Here is a 15,112-nt window from a genome sequence, read left to right as displayed (position 1 = left end):
CAGGGGATACCCATGAGCGACACCCCCATCGATCTGGATGCGCTGCGCGAGCGTATCGACAGCCTGGACAACGAGATCCTGAGGCTGATCAGCGCCCGGGCGGACTGCGCCAAGCAGGTCGCCGAGGTGAAGACCAAGACCGACCCGGGAGCGGTCTTCTACCGCCCCGAGCGCGAGGCCCAGGTGCTGCGCCGCATCATGGAGCTCAACACCGGTCCGCTGGACAGCGAGGAGATGGCGCGACTGTTCCGCGAGATCATGTCCGCCTGCCTGGCTCTGGAGCAGCCCATCAAGGTGGCCTATCTGGGCCCCGAGGGTACCTTCACCCAGCAGGCGGCGCTCAAGCACTTCGGCGAGAGCGCGGTGAGCCTGCCCATGGCGGCCATCGACGAGGTCTTCCGCGAAGTGGAGGCGGGCGCCGTCAACTACGGCGTCGTGCCGGTGGAGAACTCCACCGAAGGTGTCATCAGCCATACCCTGGACTCCTTCATGGACTCCTCGATCCGCATCTGCGGCGAGGTGGTGCTGCGTATCCATCACCACCTGCTGATCTCCGACACCACTCGCCGGGACAAGGTCTCGCGGATCTACTCGCACCCCCAGTCCTTCGCCCAGTGCCGCAAGTGGCTCGATGCCCACTTCCCGCGGGCCGAGCGGGTGCCGGTCTCTTCCAATGCCGAAGCCGCCAAGATGATCAAGGGCGAGTGGCACAGCGCCGCCATCGCCGGCGACATGGCCGCCAAGCTCTATGGCCTGGAGAAGATCGCCGAGAAGATCGAGGACCGCCCCGACAACTCCACGCGCTTTCTGATCATCGGCAGCCAGCATGTGCCGCTCTCCGGTGAGGACAAGACCTCGGTGGTGGTGGCCATGCGCAACCAGCCCGGCGCCCTGCACGACCTGCTGGAGCCCTTCCATCGTCACCAGATCGACCTGACCCGCCTGGAATCGCGGCCCTCGCGGAGCGGCGTGTGGAACTACGTCTTCTTCATCGACTTCAAGGGGCACGTCGATGAGCCGCGGGTCGCCGCCGTGCTGGAGGAGGTGCGCCTGCGTGCCGCCGAGCTGAAGGTGCTGGGTTCCTACCCGATGGGTGTGCTCTAGGCATGCGACAAGCGTTACAGGCGGGATGCCGGGTGGACGAGCCGCGTATCCTGATCGTTGGCCTGGGGCTGATCGGCGGCTCGCTCGCCGCGGCACTGCGTGAGGCCGGTTTCGGGGAGGGCGAGCGAGCCGCCGAAATCATCGCCTGCGACCCGGATGCCGAGGAGATCGCCCGCGGCATCGAGATGGGCCTGATCGACCGCGGTGGCACGGTGCTGACCCCGCTGGTGGAAGGGGCCACGCTGATCGTGCTGGCGGTGCCGGTGCTGGCCATGGAGTCGGTGATGGGCGAGCTGGCAGAGAGCCTGGCATCGGCCGATGTGCGGGTGGTGATCACCGACGTGGGCAGCACCAAGGCGGCCATCCGCGACTGCGCGCACCGGGTCTTCGGCCGCCTGCCGGCCAATCTGGTGCTGGGCCATCCCATCGCTGGCTCCGAAAAGAGCGGCGTGGCGGCCTCCAATCCGCGGCTCTACGTCAACCACAAGGTGATCCTGACCCCCGCCGCCGAGACCGACCCGGCGGCGGTGGCCCGGGTGCGGGCGCTCTGGGCGGCCTGCGGCGCCGAGGTGCTGGAGATGGGCGTGGCGCGCCACGATCAGGTGCTGGCCCGCACCAGTCACCTGCCGCACCTGCTGGCCTTCTCGCTGGTGGATACCCTGGCGCGTCAGGACGAGCGACTGGAGATCTTCCGTTACGCCGCCGGGGGCTTTCGCGACTTCACCCGTATCGCCGGCAGCGACCCGGTGATGTGGCGCGACATCTTCATCGCCAACCGTGATGCCGTGCTCGCCTCCCTGGACGACTTCGAGGCCGGGGTGGCCCGGCTGCGCCAGGCCGTGGAGAGCGGTGACGGCGATGCCCTGCTGGCCACCTTCGACCGCGCCAGCCACGCGCGGCACTATTTCGACACTCTCCTGAACCAGACCAGCTATCAGGCGGAATATAATATGCAACAATCAGCTAATCTGCGCTTCCGGGCGAGCCCCGGCGGCAGCGTGACCGGGCGCATCCGCGTACCCGGCGACAAGTCGATCTCCCATCGTTCGATCATGCTCGGGGCGCTGGCCGAGGGCGTCACCGAGGTGAAGGGCTTCCTCGAGGGCGAGGACAGCCTGGCCACCCTGCAGGCCTTTCGCGAGATGGGTGTGGCCATCGAAGGCCCGCACCAGGGACGGGTGATCGTTCACGGTGTCGGCATGCGCGGCCTCAAAGCGCCTGCCGGCCCCCTCTACGTAGGCAATGCCGGCACCGCCATGCGGCTGTTTGCCGGCCTGCTGGCCGGCCAGGCCTTCGACACCGAGTTGACCGGCGATGTGTCGTTGACCAAGCGTCCCATGGGCCGGGTCGCCGATCCGCTGCGCCTGATGGGCGCCGAGATCGACACCGCCGAGGGCGGTCGGCCACCGCTCAAGATCAAGGGCGGCAAGGCGCTCAAGGGCATCGCCTACAACATGCCCATGGCCAGCGCCCAGGTGAAATCCTGCCTGCTGCTCGCCGGCCTCTACGCCGAGGGCGAGACCCGGGTGCGAGAGCCGGCGCCGACTCGCGACCATACCGAGCGCATGCTCGAGGGGTTCGGCTACCGGGTGCACCGGGACGGCGATACCTGCTGGCTCGCCGGCGGGGGCAGCCTCACCGCGGCGCCCATCGACGTACCCTCGGACATCTCCTCGGCGACCTTCTTCCTGGTGGCGGCGGCGATCACCCCGGGGGCCGACCTGACCCTCGAGCACGTCGGTATCAACCCCACGCGTATCGGCGTGATCAATATTCTCAAGGCCATGGGCGCCGACCTCGAGCTCTCCAATCAGGCCGAAGTCGGCGGTGAGCCGGTGGCCGACATCCGCGTGCGCTATACGCCGCTCAAGGGGATCGACATCGACGAGGCTCAGGTGCCGCTGGCCATCGACGAGTTCCCGGCGCTGTTCATTGCCGCGGCCAATGCCGAGGGCATCACCCGACTGCGCGGCGCCGAGGAGCTGCGGGTCAAGGAGTCCGACCGCCTGCAGGCCATGGCCGACGGCCTGGCCAAGATCGGTGTCGAGCACAGCCTCTATCCGGACGGCATCGACATCCAGGGCAGCGGCAAGACCGCGGGCGCAAGCTACGGCGGTGGGCATATCGATAGCCTGGGCGATCATCGCATCGCCATGGCGTTCGCCATCGCCGCGCTGCGGGCCGGCGATGAGATCGTCATCGATGACTGCGCCAACGTGGCGACCTCCTTCCCCGGCTTCATCGACCTGGCGCGCCGGGTGGGGCTGAGCCTTGCCCAGGAGACCGAGAAGGAGGCGTCATGAGCGAGGCGACGGTTCCGGTGCTTACCGTGGACGGCCCCGGCGGTGCCGGCAAGGGCACCGTCAGTCGCCTGGTCGCCGCGCGCCTGGGCTGGCATCTGCTCGACAGCGGCGCGCTCTATCGCCTGACGGCTTTGGCCGCCCAGCGCCGCGGGGTGTCGCTCGACGATGAGACGGCGCTGGCCGAGCTGGCCGCCGACCTCGACGTAGTGTTCCTCGCCGAAGAGGAGGGTGCCCGCGTGCTGCTCGACGGCGATGACGTCAGCCGGGCGATCCGCACCGAGCAGGTGGGCGACGCCGCCTCGCGAGTGGCGTCTCTTCCGGCGGTGCGCCAGGCGCTGCTGCAGCGTCAGCGAGACTTCCGCCAGGCGCCGGGGCTGGTGGCCGACGGTCGCGACATGGGCACCGTGGTGTTCGAGGATGCGCCGCTCAAGGTATTCCTCACCGCCTCGGCCTCCGAGCGCGCCCGGCGGCGCCACCTCCAGTTGCAGGAAGCGGGGGTGGATGCTAGTCTATCGAGTCTTTTAAAGGAGATTCAGGCGCGCGATGCACGCGACATGCAGCGCAGCGTGGCCCCGCTCGTACCGGCCGATGACGCCCTCGAGCTGGACACCACGAGCCTGAGCATACCGGAAGTGGTGGATCGGTTGACGGAGTGGCTGGCCCAGCGTGGCCTCACTCGCGACACCTGACTCTCCCTTGCGGCGCTCCCGTCAGGATGTCATGGCATGGTCGGGCAACCCTTTTCCGAAAGCCCGGCCAGGTCCAACCAGCGCTAACATCCCCGGGGGCTTGGCACATAAGGCCCGCACTCGCTGGTGGTGCGGAGAAGGCGGCGACGCCTCAACACCGTTGATCACGTAGGAACATCATGAGCGAAAGCTTTGCTGAACTGTTTGAACAGTCACTTCAGGACATCAACATGGAACCGGGCGCCATTGTCGTGGCGACCGTTGTCGACATCGAGGGTGACTGGGTCACCGTCAATGCCGGCCTGAAGTCCGAAGGACAGATCCCCGCGGCGCAGTTCCGCGACGACAATGGCGAACTGACCATTGGCGTCGGCGACGAAGTCAAGGTCGCCCTGGAAGCCGTCGAGGACGGTTTCGGTGAGACCCGCCTGTCTCGCGAGAAGGCCAAGCGCGCCGAAGCCTGGAAGGTGCTGGAAGCCGCTTTCGAGAAGGAAGAGATCGTCAAGGGCGTGATCAACGGCAAGGTCAAGGGTGGCTTCACCGTCGATATCGACTCCATCCGCGCCTTCCTGCCCGGCTCCCTGGTCGACGTGCGTCCGGTGCGCGACACCACGCACCTGGAGCACAAGGAACTCGACTTCAAGGTCATCAAGCTCGACCCCAAGCGTAACAACGTGGTCGTGTCCCGCCGCGCCGTGCTCGAAGCCGAGAACAGCGCCGAGCGTGAGGCTCTGCTCGCCACCCTGCAGGAAGGCCAGCAGATCCTGGGTATCGTCAAGAACCTCACCGACTACGGCGCCTTCGTCGACCTCGGTGGCGTCGACGGCCTGCTGCACATCACCGACATGGCCTGGAAGCGCATCAAGCATCCGAGCGAAATCGTTGCCGTGGGCGACGAGATCAACGTCAAGGTGCTGAAGTTCGACCGCGAGCGCAACCGTGTCTCCCTGGGTCTGAAGCAGTTGGGTGAAGATCCCTGGGTCAACATCAAGGATCGCTACCCCGAGAACACCGTCGTCACCGCCCGCGTCACCAACCTCACCGACTACGGCTGCTTCGCCGAGCTGGAAGAGGGCGTCGAGGGCCTGGTTCACGTCTCCGAAATGGACTGGACCAACAAGAACATCCACCCGTCCAAGGTCGTCAACATCGGCGACGAAGTGGATGTCATGATCCTCGACATCGACGAAGAGCGTCGTCGTATCTCGCTGGGTATCAAGCAGTGCACCGCCAACCCGTGGGAAACCTTCAACGCCCAGTACAACAAGGGCGACCGTGTGTCCGGTACCATCAAGTCGATCACCGACTTCGGTATCTTCATCGGTCTGGAAGGCGGTATCGACGGTCTGGTGCACCTCTCCGACCTCTCCTGGACCGAAACCGGCGAGGAAGCCGTGCGCCGCTTCAAGAAGGGCGATGAGGCCGAGGCCGTTATCCTCTCCATCGACCCGGAGCGCGAGCGCATTTCACTGGGTATCAAGCAGCTCGATACCGACCCGGTGGCCGAGTTCCTGTCCGTCAACGACAAGGGCAGCATCGTCAGCGGCCGCGTGATCGAAGTCGACGCCAAGGAAGCCCAGGTCGAGCTGGCCACCGACGTGATCGCCGTGCTCAAGGCCTCCGAGATCAGCGCCGACCGCGTCGAAGATGCCCGCAACGTGCTGAACGAAGGCGACAGCGTCGAGGCCCGCATCATCGGCGTCGATCGCAAGAATCGTCAGATCAACCTGTCGATCAAGGCCAAGGAGCATGACGACACCCGTCAGAACCTGAAGAAGCTGCGCGAAGAGGCGCCCGAGAGCGGTGGTCCGACCACCATCGGCGACCTGATCAAGCAGCAGATGGGCCAGGACTGATTCGCATCGCCGGGCCGCTCTAGGCGGCCCGACGCCTGCCAGTCCCCGCTTGAAAACGCCGCTCCGTTATGGGGCGGCGTTTTTGTATGAAACAGCGCGCGTAATCTGGTACTTGTATCGCAGGGGAGAGCCTTGTGCCCTTGCCCCTGAAGACCCATCATCCGCCGTCGAGGAGCACAGGGAGCCGCCATGGCCACCATCGAACACAGCGCGATCCTCAAGGCGCCCCCCGAGCGGGTGTTCGCCCTGCTCGAGCGGGTCGAGGACTTCGTCGACTATTCGGATCTGATCCGGGAGATCGAGCCACTGGGCGGGGATCGCTACCGTTGGCATGTCCATGCGGTGGGCATGGACTGGACCTTCGATGTCGAGATCACCGAGTGCCAGGCGCCGGAACTCCTCGCCTGGGAGTCGCTCGAGGGCGTGCACAACCAGGGCTGCTACCGCCTGACCCCGGTCGATGGAGGTACCAAGGTCGCCTTCACCCTGACCTACGTCATCCGCAACCGGCTGGTGGAGAAGGCCGTTACCCGTGCCGCCAAGCCGCTGGTCAACAAGGTCAGCCGCGAGATTCTCGAGCGGGTCCAGGCGCGGCTGTGAGCGAGCCAAACGGTTAAGCCGTTATCTATCGCGGCGCGCGGTTTACAGCTAGACTCAGCACGACGAGGCTGCCGGCCTCCGTGAGGAAATCGCCATGCTGAAAGGCCTGATGTGGTGCCTGGCCGTACTGGTCATGCAGCTGTTGCTGTTGCGCTATGTGGATCGTCGGGTGGCGGCAATGCCACGCCTGGGGGAAGAGGGGCCATCGGACGGTGCCGCCAACCTGCTTGCAGCGAAACCCGAAGGAGACCTCGAGGCCTGAGGTGGTCGGCGGCGCGTGACCCCGGGCCGGGCTCGTGGCACCATGTGCCCTTTCTTTGGGCCTCAAGGGATACCCGATGCACCAGGACACCTCTCTTCGCTGGCGCTGGCGGTGGGTCGCCATCGGTGCCAGCGTGCTGATGGCCGGCTACCTGTGGATGTGGCACTCGCCGGATCTCAGCGCCATCAGGCACTGGGCCGAGGAAGCGTCCCATCACCCGGCGACCGTGATCGGCGTCATCCTGATCATGGCCGTGACCCTGGCATTCGGGCTTCCCGGCAGCATCGGGCTATGGCTGATTGCGCCCTTCTATCCGCCCCACGTCGCCACGCCGATGCTGATCCTCGGCAGCGTGGGCGGTGCCCTAGGCGCCTACTACCTGGCCGCCCGCGTCGGCGATCGCTGGAGTCCCAAGGGCTTGACCCGCAAGATCATGCGTATGTTGGAGAAGCGTAGCGACTTTCTCACCCAGTGCGCGCTGCGCGTACTGCCAGGCTTTCCCCACTCGGTTATCAACTACGCCGCCGGACTGCGGCGCCTGCCGCTGCGCACCTTCGTGATTGCCGCCGTGATTGGGTTGGGAATCAAGTGGGCCGTCTATGCCAGCGCCATTCATGGCGCGCTGGAGGCGGTGGAGAAGGACGACGCTCTTACCCCCGAGGTGGTGTTGCCGCTGCTGGCTCTGACCCTACTGCTGCTGATTGGCGCCTGGGTGCGCCGTCGTGTCGAGCAGGGGCGGGAAGTATAGGCAGATGGGGGTAAGTATACCGGCCGGAATATAGGAAATGGCTGGGGGCGGGCGGCACTTCGTAAAAGTGCTTCCCGCTCATCAGTCATGAAACAGCCCCACGCCGTCGCGGCCGCCGCGTTTGATGACGTACATGGCCTCATCGGCGGCGTCGACGAGCGCCTCGACGTTGGCAAACTCGTCGTCTTCCAGCGCGGCGATGCCGATGGAGGCGGTGACGTGCACCGGCTTCCCGCCGGCATGGGCCAGGGGGCCCTTCGAGAGCTGCTGGCGCACCCGGTCGGCCAGCACGTAGGCCTGGTGGCGCCGGGTTTGCGGCATGATCACCAAAAACTCCTCGCCGCCGTAGCGGCCGGCGATATCGCTGCCGCGCACCATGCGTTTCAGGGTGCCGGCAAAGTGGATCAGGGCCCGGTCACCGAAGCGGTGGCCGTGGGCGTCGTTGATCCGCTTGAAGTGGTCCAGGTCGATGAACATCACGCTCAGCGGCTGTTGATTGGCCTTGGCGATATCGAAATGGACCTCGAGCAGCTTTTCCAGCCAGGAGCGGTTGGCCAGTCCGGTCAGCGAGTCGGTACGGGTCTGCTTGTCCAGGGCCACGTGGCTGGCGTTGAGGGCTTCCAGCTTGGTCTGCTGCTCGGCCAGGTGGCGGCTGATCCGAAGGTTCTGTTCAAAAAGCAGCTGCTTGGCCTCGGTGAGCAGCGTAATGGCGTCGATGTTGGGCGGGCAGGTGATCTCGAACAGCCGGGCGGTGGAGGGTAGCCGCTCCTGGAGCTGCTGCAGTACGCCGGTCAGCAGATTGGGTTCCAGCGTGTCGAGCGAGGCGAGCTGGTGCAGCAGATCGCTGATGGCCCTGGCCGGTTCGGGTGCGAGCCAGGCCTCGGCGATGCGGCAGGAGAGGCGCAGACAGAGACGCGAGATGTCGTGGTCCTCCAGCGGGCCGTGGCTATCGGCGATACCCTGCGCCAGGTGGTCGGGAACGCCCCAACTGGCGGCCAGCCAGGCCCCGACCAGGGCATGGTCGCAGCCGAAGCGCTCGCGCTCGGCCCGGATGAGGGCGCCGTGGTCGCGCAGCCCAGGAATACCGTGGCAGTAAGCGTCGCCGTCCACTGCTTCGAGCGCCATGATGCCGATATCCTGAACCAGGGCCGTAGTGAAGACGCGGCCAGCGTGCTCAGGGCTCAGTCGCTGTGCCAGATACTGGCCGGCCAGCGCGGCAATGATGGCGCGCTGCCACAGGTAGTCGTAGTCCAGGATGTGGCGGGCACCTGGCCTGGGCAGTCCGAAGCTCATCGCCGCTGCCAGGGTGGCGTCGAGTCCGATGCGCGATACGGCCGCTGTGCAGGTGGTGACCTGGAGGCCGTTGCGAGCATAGAAGGCGCTGTTGGCCAGCGAGAGCAGGCGCAGCGTCAGCGCCGGGTCCTGTTCGATGGCGCGGGCAAAGTCGGCCAGGCGCGGCTCCTGCGTCCGGGCGAGGTCAAGCACTCTCGCGGCGGCGGCGGGCAGGCTCGGCAGACTCTGGCAGCGGGCCAGCCGGTCGCGAAGGTCGCCGGGCAACGGGGGAAGCTCAGGAGCCGTCTGGTTGCTGTCGTCATCGATAGTGGTCGACGGAGAATCGATCGGCATGACCACTCCTGATAAAACGGTTGGGTGATTTTTTTCGTTATCATAACCGAATGATCAGCGAGTTCATCCCTTTCTCAACGATGCGTCGAGATGGTCGACGACCTCCGCCCAGTCGGCGTCATCGTCCAGGGCCTCATGCAGGAAGTCGGCCTGGGCCTGATTCCAGAACGGCGCTTTGTGAAGGGGGATCGTCTCGGGCAGCGGCGCATGCCGTTCGATAAAGGCCTTGATGGAGGCGTCGTCGGCGGGCAGCCCCAGCTGTTCGAAGAGCTCGGTAAAGGGGTGTACGGGGTGTTCCATGGCCACGGCTCCTTTGCTTTCACGGTACTTCCACCCTAGCGCGTTGGTCGGCTTCGTGCTCGTAACGCCTCAACGCTGCTGCCGTCCGGGGGGACGCTCTCTCAACGCTCGCCCACCTCAACGCTCACCCACCAGGGGAGTGAGAAAGCGCTGGCGTCGTTCGGCGTCAGGCAGCGGCAGGGCGAGCAGGTGCAGCAGCTTGGTCAGCGCCGCCTCCGGCGTCATGTCGCCGGCTGAGAGTACGCCGGCCTCGGCGAGGCCGCGTCCCGCCGCGTAGTGGCCCATGGCAACGCCGCCCAGGGGGCACTGGCTGATGGCCGCCAGCAGCTTGCCTTCGCCGCTGGCCTTGGCCAGCACGCCGAGCAGTGCCGGGTCGTCCGGCACATTGCCACTCCCCCACACCTCCAGCAAGGCGCCCTTGACCCGGTTATCCTCCAGCCAGGCCGCCAGCTGCCAGGCCTGGATGCCGGGCCATAGGACGAGGCGCGCCACGCCCCCCGCCGACAGGGGTTCGTAGTCGAGCAGCTCGAAGCGCGGCGCACCGCGCTGCTGGGTGGCAAGGCCGCGGCCCGGGTAGAGTACGGCATCGTCATCCACCCGTTCGCCTAGCAGCGGGGCGTTGGGGCTGGTAAAGGCGTCGGCCGCCTGGGTATGCCGCTTGCGGGTGCGCACGCCGCGCAGCAGCCGCCCGGCGAAGGCCACGGCGACCTCCTGAAGCTCGGGCTGGACGGCAAAGCGCAGCGCCAGTTCGATATTGATCAGGGCGTCGCTGCCAGTGGCCTCCAGCGGCAGCATGGCGCCGGTTACCACCACCGGGCGGTCCAGCCCCTGCAGCTGGTAGGCGAGGCTCGCCGCGCTCCAGGCCAGGGTGTCGGTGCCGTGCAGCACCACCACGCCGGCGTGGTCGGGCAGGGCAGCGGCCACGGCCCGGCCCAGGCGCTGCCAGTCGAGAGGCGTGGCGGCGCTGGAGTCGATGGGGTCGGGGCTCTCGCGGAGCACGAACTCGGGCAGGCTCGCTCGACGTGCCGGGGGGAGGGTGGTCAGCGCCTGGCGAAGCCTGGCCTCGAAGTCGCGGCCGGGGGCGAGGCCCTGGTCGGTCTCGACCATGCCCAGGGTGCCGCCGGTGTAAAGCACCAGCACGGAACGGGAGACAAGCGAAGGTGAGGTCATGGCGGCTCCTGGCAGGGGGGGGGCGGGCGGCCATGATAGCGCCTCACGCCTTGCGCCTCACCTCTCACTCCTCACCCTGACGCCGTCGTCGACGCGCTCGCCGGGGTGGGTGATCAGAGTCTCGCCTTCGCTCAGCCCCGCGAGCACCTGGGTGACGAGCCCCTGTCGGCGGCCGATCTCCACGCTGCGGCGAACGGCGCGACCCTCCTCCACTACGAAGACCGCCCAGTCGCCACGGTAGCGGAACAGCGCGCCGGTGGGAATCTGCAACACGTCGTCGCTCTCCCAGATGATGAACTCGGCATCGATGCGAAAGCCGCTGCCGAGCCCCTGGCGGGCGGGCTCGGTGTCGCCGGTGAAGTCGACGATCACCGGTACGCGCTGCTCGTCCACCCCCAGCGCCGAGGTACGGGTGAAGCCGGCGGGTTCGATGCGCCGAACCTGGCCGTCGAGCGTTTCGCCGCCCCAGCCGCTGAGCCGGACCGCCATGCCGGGGCGCAGCCGCACGGCATCCATGGAGAGCAGGTCGACCTGAACCTCGAGATCGTCGGGGCGGCCCAGCTCGATAATCGGTTCGCCAGCCGCCACACTGCCTTCGCAGCAGCGGTGGCGCGTCAGCACGATGCCCGATACCGGCGCCTTGACCTCAAGCTCGGGCGTCTCGCCCGGCGTGCTGCGCTGGCCACTGGCCACCTCCAGCACCGCACGGGCGCTTTCCACCTCGAAGCGGGCGACCTCGACGCTGGAGGCGGCGGCGTTTTCCAGCGCACGCTGCCGGTCTCTCAGGCTCTGGCGGTGTTCCAGGTCTGCGGTGGCCACCAGGTTGCGCTCGTGCAGTCGGCGATAGCGCTGGTACTCGGATTCGGCGAAGCGACGTTCGGCGCGGGCGGTCTCCAGGTTGGCCTGGGCGGTGCCGAGTCGTGCCTGGACGGCCTGAAGGTTTTCCTCGGCCTGCTGTCGGCTGCGTGCGTCCAGCGCCGGCGCCGGCGTCGGCTCGAGCCGAAACAGCACGTCACCCTCCTCGACGCTGTCGCCGACCTCGAGGGTGACCCGCTGCAGGTAGCCGGCAATGGGCACCGAGACGGTCCAGGTGTCGCGCAGTCGGGTGCGACCCTCCTCACGTACCGAGTCGACGAAGTGGCCGGTGCTGACGGTGGCGACGTTGACCGCAAGCGGGGTCGGCCATAGCGCCCAGGCCAGCAGGCCGAGCACGGCCAGGACGGCGATAGCGCCGGTCAGTCGCTTGATGAGTGGCATCATGGGCTGCATCCGCGGTTCCCTGTGGCTTCATTCTACTGCTTTTAGGACGCCGATCATGTCCAGCCGCCCCAGCCGGCGAATCACCAGCACGGCGACCACCAGCGAGGCGGCGATCACTCCGGCGGCGGCGAAGCCGAAGGCGTAGGGGGTCAGGACCAGCGGCACGCGGAACAGATCGTTGCTGAAGGCCTGGTTGAGCAGGGCGCTGAAACCGATGCCGATCAGCCAGCCCAGCGGAATGGCCAGGGCGGTGATCAGGGCGATCTCACCGAGCAGGATGCGGGCGACCTCGCTGCGGGTATAGCCGAGCACGCGCAGGGTCGCCAGCTCGCGGGCCCGCTCGGCGAAGGTGATGCGAGCGTTGTTGTAGATGACGCCGAAGGCGATGGACCCCGCCAGGGCCACGAAAACGAGGGCGAACATCAGGATGGTTTCGTCCATGTAGTCGCGAATGCCGCGTTCGGCCTCCGAAAGCAGGCCGATGCCTGCGACCCTGGGCAACTGATGCAGCGCCCGGTGCAGGCGATCCGCCTGGTCGGGATCGACCAGCAACCAAGCACCGCTGATCGCCGGCCCTTCACCCAGCAGTGCATTGAGGCTGTCCCGCTGCAGGTAGGCGCCGACGCCGATGGGTTCGTCGACCAGGGCCGCCAGCGGCAGGGTGAGCCGCTGGCGGCGCCCATCCAGCACGGCGATCTCCAGGGTGTCGCCTACCTCGGCCTGCAGGAGTTCGGCGAGAAAGCGGGTCAGCATCACCCCGTCGCCGGGCAGTGCCTGGGGGTGCCCGTCGATGTCGAGGATCTGACGCAGCTGTGGCTGCGCCTCGGTGCCGAGCAGGCTGGTGCGATATTCACGGTGCTCGTGCATCAGGGTCACCGGCACCCGCCGCCAGGTCTCCACCGCCAGCACGCCAGGCTGGTGGCGCAGCTCACCGGCGGCCCGGGCGGGGGTGACCTCGCTGAAGGTCAGCTCGATGTCCATGCGCATCACCTGGCGATACTGCTGGTCGAGCATCTTGTCGACCGCGCCGAGCTGATAGGCGCCCATCATCAGCAGGCCGGCGGACAGGGCGATGCCGGCGACCGACAGGCCGGCCTTGGCGGGATGGCGCAGCAGGTGACGCAGCACGATACGCGCCTCGTGGCCGAGCCCTCGGCCTAGCGCGGAGCGCTCCAGCCAGGTGCGGCGAAACCGCTGCGGAGCCGGAGGGCGCATGGCGGCGGCCGGCGGCTCGCGCACGGCCCGCCATACCGCGTGCCAGGTGCCCAGCAGGGCCGCGATGCCGGCAACGCCCAGTGCCAGCGCCATCGCCCAGGCCGGCACCCGAAAGTGCATCTCCGCGAAGCGGAAGTATTCGGCGTAGATGCCGCCCAGGCCGCGGGCGGCCCAGGCGCCCAGGGCCACCCCCAGGGCCCAGCCCAGCAGTACGATGAGCCCCGCCAGCAGGCCGTAGTGGCGGGCCAGCTCGCCGTCGCGATAGCCGAAGGCCTTGAGCATGGCCAGCGGTTCGCGCTGGGTCCGGATGATGCGCCCCATCACCACGTTGAGCAGAAAGGCCGACACAGCCAGGAAGATCGTCGGCAGGATGGCCGCCTGGGCGCGCTGCTGGGCCAGCTCCTCTTCCAGGAAGCGGTGCGACTGCTGGTCGTGGCGGGTCTGGGTGCCGGTGGCGCCGTAGCGGGCCAGGGCCTGGTCCAGTTCGTTGCCGAGGGTGGCGGCGTCGGCGCCCGGCTGCAGGGTCACCAACAGCTGGTTGAAGGCGCCCTCCATGCCGAAAGCGTTGGCCAGGGCGCGCTCATTCATCCATAGGGTGGCGTAGCGCTGATAGTCGGGCAGCAGATCGGTGGGGGCGGCCTGGTAGATGACCTCCGGGCTGCGGGCGATGCCGCTGAGCCGCAGCCGGGTCTGGCGTCCGTCGATGATCGCCTCGAGGGTGTCGCCGGGCGCCAGGCCGTGGGCCTCGGCGAAGGCGTCGCTGACCACCGCCTGGTCGGCGCGCCCGGCTTCGGGCAGGCTGCCGGCCACCAGGTGCAGGCGATTGAGGCTCGGCTGGCGGCCGTCGGGCAGCGACAGGATCTGGCCGCGCACCGGGTCGTCGAAGCCGGTGACGGCCAGTCGCACCCCGGCGCGCACGCGTGGCGCCATGCGGCTCACGCCGTCCAGGGTCTGTAGGTGGTCGACCAGCCCCAGCGGGGCGCGCTTGACGTCGACGAAGAGGTCGGGATAGTGGTGGCTGGCGTAGAAATCGGACTGGGCCCGGGTCAGGGCATCCAGGGTGGTGACGGCGAGGATCAGCGTCATCACGCCGCTGGCGATCACCGCGGCGATGGCGAGCGACTGCCCCTTGAGGCGCAGCAGGTCGCGCAAGAGCTTGCGGTGCAGGGTGCTCACGGCCGCTTCCCCCTCACCAGCGTAGCTCGCCGGGAGGCGTACGCTGGGTGTTGGCGTGTATGTCGCCTACCTGACCGTCGCGCAGGCGAATCACCCGGTCGGCCATCTCGCCGATCACCTCATTGTGGGTGATGATCGCCAGGGTGGTGCCGGTGGTGCGGTTGAGGGTCTCAAGCACTTCCAGCACACGGATACCGGTACGGAAGTCCAGCGCCCCGGTGGGCTCGTCGCACAGCAGCACCTCGGGGCGCTTGGCGATGGCCCGGGCAATCGCCACTCGCTGCTGTTCGCCGCCGGAGAGCTGCGAGGGGAAGTGATCGAGCCGCTGCTCCAGGCCGACCATGGCCAGGGCTTCCTCCGGGGTCATGGGGTCGCGGCTGATGTCGGTGACGATGGCCACGTTCTCGCGGGCGGTGAGGCTCGAGATCAGGTTGTAGAACTGGAACACGAAGCCCACGTGGTGACGGCGAAATTCGGTCAGCTGCCGCTGACTGGCGTGGGTCAGCTCATGGGTATGCCGGCTGTGGTCGATATAGTGCACGCTGCCTTCGCTGGCGCTGTCGAGCCCGCCCATGATATTGAGCAGGGTCGATTTGCCCGACCCCGAGGCGCCAAGCATCACCACCAGCTCACCGCTGAAAAGTTCGAGGTCGACGCCGCGCAGCGCCTGGATGGTCACGTCGCCCATCTGGTAGAAACGCTTGAGCCCGCGGGTCTGGAACACCGCCTGCGCCGAGTCGTGCATCGCTTGCCTGCCGAGGTCGGGAAGGCCCAGCCAATTATGCAGGCTGAGCGCTGAGCGG

At 67.5% G+C, this 15,112-nt stretch carries 13 protein-coding genes; 7 read left to right on the top strand and 6 right to left on the bottom strand.

Annotation, left to right across the window (positions count from 1 at the left end; translation table 11 throughout):
• Positions 1-12 precede the first annotated feature (12 nt).
• From pheA to HOP52_RS18085, 7 genes are all read left to right on the top strand, one after another.
• Complete coding sequence (pheA, locus tag HOP52_RS18115; protein WP_238978899.1) at positions 13-1,104, top strand: prephenate dehydratase; 1,092 nt, start codon at positions 13-15, stop codon at positions 1,102-1,104.
• A 2-nt stretch (positions 1,105-1,106) separates the two neighbouring features.
• On the top strand, positions 1,107-3,407 hold the full coding sequence (locus tag HOP52_RS18110) for a bifunctional prephenate dehydrogenase/3-phosphoshikimate 1-carboxyvinyltransferase (protein WP_238978897.1): 2,301 nt from the start codon (positions 1,107-1,109) through the stop codon (positions 3,405-3,407).
• Positions 3,404-4,096 (top strand): (d)CMP kinase, encoded by a 693-nt coding sequence (cmk, locus tag HOP52_RS18105; protein WP_238978895.1) that lies wholly within the window; start codon positions 3,404-3,406, stop codon positions 4,094-4,096. The genes HOP52_RS18110 and cmk overlap by 4 nt, the downstream gene beginning before the upstream one ends.
• A gap of 179 nt (positions 4,097-4,275) precedes the next feature.
• The gene (gene rpsA / locus HOP52_RS18100) at positions 4,276-5,952 is read left to right on the top strand and encodes a 30S ribosomal protein S1 (RefSeq protein ID WP_238978893.1); all 1,677 of its coding nucleotides are present in this window, start codon (positions 4,276-4,278) and stop codon (positions 5,950-5,952) included.
• 189 nt (positions 5,953-6,141) lie between these two features.
• Positions 6,142-6,552, top strand: a complete 411-nt coding sequence (locus HOP52_RS18095) for an SRPBCC family protein (protein ID WP_238978892.1) — start codon at positions 6,142-6,144, stop codon at positions 6,550-6,552.
• A 94-nt stretch (positions 6,553-6,646) separates the two neighbouring features.
• Positions 6,647-6,814 (top strand): hypothetical protein, encoded by a 168-nt coding sequence (locus HOP52_RS18090; protein ID WP_238978890.1) that lies wholly within the window; start codon positions 6,647-6,649, stop codon positions 6,812-6,814.
• A gap of 76 nt (positions 6,815-6,890) precedes the next feature.
• On the top strand, positions 6,891-7,562 hold the full coding sequence (locus tag HOP52_RS18085) for a TVP38/TMEM64 family protein (protein ID WP_238978888.1): 672 nt from the start codon (positions 6,891-6,893) through the stop codon (positions 7,560-7,562).
• A gap of 81 nt (positions 7,563-7,643) precedes the next feature.
• Here HOP52_RS18085 and HOP52_RS18080 read toward each other — a convergent pair whose 3' ends face one another.
• The 6 genes from HOP52_RS18080 to HOP52_RS18055 all read right to left on the bottom strand — a co-directional run bounded on the left by HOP52_RS18080 (position 7,644) and on the right by HOP52_RS18055 (position 15,054).
• Positions 7,644-9,188 (bottom strand): sensor domain-containing diguanylate cyclase, encoded by a 1,545-nt coding sequence (locus HOP52_RS18080; protein WP_238978887.1) that lies wholly within the window; start codon positions 9,186-9,188, stop codon positions 7,644-7,646.
• A gap of 63 nt (positions 9,189-9,251) precedes the next feature.
• Positions 9,252-9,488 (bottom strand): DUF2789 domain-containing protein, encoded by a 237-nt coding sequence (locus HOP52_RS18075; protein ID WP_238978885.1) that lies wholly within the window; start codon positions 9,486-9,488, stop codon positions 9,252-9,254.
• A gap of 117 nt (positions 9,489-9,605) precedes the next feature.
• On the bottom strand, positions 9,606-10,658 hold the full coding sequence (locus tag HOP52_RS18070) for an asparaginase (protein WP_238978883.1): 1,053 nt from the start codon (positions 10,656-10,658) through the stop codon (positions 9,606-9,608).
• A gap of 57 nt (positions 10,659-10,715) precedes the next feature.
• Entirely contained in the window at positions 10,716-11,918 is a 1,203-nt protein-coding gene (locus HOP52_RS18065) for an efflux RND transporter periplasmic adaptor subunit (RefSeq protein ID WP_238978882.1), read from the bottom strand.
• 27 nt (positions 11,919-11,945) lie between these two features.
• Positions 11,946-14,309, bottom strand: a complete 2,364-nt coding sequence (locus HOP52_RS18060) for an ABC transporter permease (RefSeq protein WP_238978880.1) — start codon at positions 14,307-14,309, stop codon at positions 11,946-11,948.
• A gap of 13 nt (positions 14,310-14,322) precedes the next feature.
• On the bottom strand, positions 14,323-15,054 hold the full coding sequence (locus tag HOP52_RS18055; protein WP_238978878.1) for an ABC transporter ATP-binding protein: 732 nt from the start codon (positions 15,052-15,054) through the stop codon (positions 14,323-14,325).
• Positions 15,055-15,112: the final 58 nt, after the last annotated feature.

It is taken from the genome of Billgrantia campisalis (assembly GCF_022341425.1).
GTDB classification, from domain to species: Bacteria; Pseudomonadota; Gammaproteobacteria; order Pseudomonadales; family Halomonadaceae; genus Halomonas; species Halomonas campisalis.
The sequence above is the reverse complement of the archived record's forward strand: the minus strand, read 5'-3'. Positions and strand labels throughout refer to the sequence as shown.

What these genes read in the sequence shown, in the direction of transcription:
- HOP52_RS18075 (WP_238978885.1), bottom strand. Translation starts at nt 9,488, where the DNA reads ATGGAACACCCCGTACACCCCTTTACCGAGCTCTTCGAACAGCTGGGG.
- HOP52_RS18085 (WP_238978888.1), top strand. Translation starts at nt 6,891, where the DNA reads ATGCACCAGGACACCTCTCTTCGCTGGCGCTGGCGGTGGGTCGCCATC.
- HOP52_RS18065 (WP_238978882.1), bottom strand. Translation starts at nt 11,918, where the DNA reads ATGATGCCACTCATCAAGCGACTGACCGGCGCTATCGCCGTCCTGGCC.
- HOP52_RS18080 (WP_238978887.1), bottom strand. Translation starts at nt 9,188, where the DNA reads ATGCCGATCGATTCTCCGTCGACCACTATCGATGACGACAGCAACCAG.
- HOP52_RS18090 (WP_238978890.1), top strand. Translation starts at nt 6,647, where the DNA reads ATGCTGAAAGGCCTGATGTGGTGCCTGGCCGTACTGGTCATGCAGCTG.
- HOP52_RS18095 (WP_238978892.1), top strand. Translation starts at nt 6,142, where the DNA reads ATGGCCACCATCGAACACAGCGCGATCCTCAAGGCGCCCCCCGAGCGG.
- HOP52_RS18070 (WP_238978883.1), bottom strand. Translation starts at nt 10,658, where the DNA reads ATGACCTCACCTTCGCTTGTCTCCCGTTCCGTGCTGGTGCTTTACACC.
- HOP52_RS18110 (WP_238978897.1), top strand. Translation starts at nt 1,107, where the DNA reads ATGCGACAAGCGTTACAGGCGGGATGCCGGGTGGACGAGCCGCGTATC.
- pheA (WP_238978899.1), top strand. Translation starts at nt 13, where the DNA reads ATGAGCGACACCCCCATCGATCTGGATGCGCTGCGCGAGCGTATCGAC.
- cmk (WP_238978895.1), top strand. Translation starts at nt 3,404, where the DNA reads ATGAGCGAGGCGACGGTTCCGGTGCTTACCGTGGACGGCCCCGGCGGT.
- rpsA (WP_238978893.1), top strand. Translation starts at nt 4,276, where the DNA reads ATGAGCGAAAGCTTTGCTGAACTGTTTGAACAGTCACTTCAGGACATC.
- HOP52_RS18055 (WP_238978878.1), bottom strand. Translation starts at nt 15,054, where the DNA reads ATGCACGACTCGGCGCAGGCGGTGTTCCAGACCCGCGGGCTCAAGCGT.